This window comes from Pseudoalteromonas sp. TAB23 (assembly GCF_000498075.1).
Lineage (GTDB): Bacteria > Pseudomonadota > Gammaproteobacteria > Enterobacterales > Alteromonadaceae > Pseudoalteromonas > Pseudoalteromonas arctica.
The window spans coordinates 1-1,996 of record NZ_AUTP01000070.1 but is presented as its reverse complement, the minus strand read 5'-3'; the positions used below and the strand labels follow the sequence as shown (position 1 = coordinate 1,996).

2 protein-coding genes are annotated in these 1,996 nt (G+C 35.2%); one reads left to right on the top strand and one right to left on the bottom strand.

Translation table 11 applies throughout. From position 1 onward, the window contains the following. Positions 1-814: MFS transporter (locus L654_RS0101725; protein WP_024607065.1), on the bottom strand; the 814-nt coding region annotated here is incomplete at its 3' end. Between the two features lie 362 nt (positions 815-1,176). Between L654_RS0101725 and L654_RS0101720 the strand changes: the two genes are divergently transcribed. Then, on the top strand, positions 1,177-1,996 hold an 820-nt coding region (locus L654_RS0101720; protein WP_024607064.1), incomplete at its 3' end, for a PAS domain-containing protein.

Sequence of the window (1,996 nt, the reverse complement as noted above, 5' to 3'; positions counted from 1 at the left end):
CAGCTTTACCCAGTACATAGTTACCGAGCGTACAACCAATACCAAACATTACCATTGCGATAGAAATAGTATATGGGGCTGTTTTTGTTACCACTAAGATGGTGTCGGCAATGTAAGTATAAATACAAAATACCCCGCCAAAGCCAATAATTACAATACCCAAAATAGACCAAACCAGTTTGTTTTTAAGTACGCCAAACTCGTTTAGTAAGTTAGAAGGCTTAGCGTTATCTATATTTGGAACTACTTTATAAACAAAAATAAAAGCAATAAATGCAAGCACTGCAGCGCCGGCTAAACAATACCGCCAACTAAGGTTTTGACCCACAAGTGTTACAACAGGCACACCAACAATAGTAGCCACAGTTAAACCCATAAACACCTTAGACATAAAGCTAGCACGCTTACCTTTTGGGGCAATATCCGATGCTAATAAAATAGCCGCGCCAAAATATGCACCATGAGGTAAACCACTTAAAAATCTAAATATTACAAGCTGCTCAAGCGACGTTGCCATCGCGCTTAATCCGTTTGAGACAAACATTAAGCTTATAAATATGAGCAATGCTTTGCGCTTTCTCATATTAGCAGTGGTAAGCATTAAAATAGGGGCGCCCACTACAACACCAATGGCGTAAGCACTAATTGCATAGCCACTTTGTGATGGCGTTGAGCCAAATGTTTCGCTAATTAGTGGCAGCATAGGCATCATCGAAAACTCAGATAATCCTAAAATAAATGTGCCTAGCGCTAATACGAGTAAAATAGCGGTTCTGTTAAGTTGACTAGATGCCGACGTTACATCTGATGTCATAGATGATCCCTTAAGGTTTAATTTTAAAAATGAAACTGCACAATAGATCTTGAATAGGACATATTATGTGTATGCTTAAATTTTGGTGTGAGAGGGTAGTCTGTGAGGGCGCTATTTTAAGTTAAAAAAAGTACAGAGTCATGCATAAATTAGTGGTTTTATTAGGTTTTTAAAATGTTAATTAGAAGAAAATACTACTTAACATTTATAAAATAAAAAAACTATTTATAAAGCATATATATATATAAGATATTAAATATTAGCCGAAAGGTTATTTAAAGCTTATATTTACAGTACAGCTACATATTGATATCACATTAATTTGCTAATTTTTGTACTAATTTACTCCTTAAGGTTTTTATATGTTTGGTATTTCTAAAAGAAACGCAAAAATTGAAGAAATGGAGCTTCAATTAATTCAAAAACAATCTATTTTATCGGCAATTAATAAGCACGTTGCTTATATAGAGTTTACACCTGATGGAATAATATTAGACGCAAACCAGTTGTTTTTAAAAACGATTGGGTATAGCAAAGAGAAAATAATTGGTAAGCATCATCGTATGTTTTGCGAACCTGAATATGCAAAGTCAAACGAATATAGTCAATTTTGGCAAGCATTAAAAACAGGGAATTCTAAAGCAGGCTCATTTTTAAGGTACAAAGCTAATGGCGATAAGCTTTGGCTTGAGGCAACTTACTTTCCTGTAGAAGATCGCGGCGTAGTCACCAAAGTTATTAAAATAGCCTCTGATATTACGACCAGTTACATACAAAGAAAAGCGCAAGAGGCTATTGCAAATGCACTCGACAAAGCCTTGGCTACAATAGAGTTTACCCCAGAGGGTAATGTTTTAAAGGCGAACCAAAACTTTTTAGCAACAATAGGTTATAGCTTAAAAGACATTGTAGGCAAGCATCATAAAATGTTTTGTACTAAATTGTTTTATGAGAATAACCCACGCTTTTGGAGTGAATTAGCGCAGGGGCAGTTTAAGTCAGGAAAATTTAAACGTATTGCCGCCGACGGTTCAGAAATTTGGTTAGAAGCAACTTATAACCCAATTTTAGATAACAAAGGTAATGTAATTAAAATAATTAAGTTTGCATCAAATATTACCGATCGAATTAATAATAACAGTGCAGTGACAGAAGCCGCTGCAATAGCACATGAATCGGCGG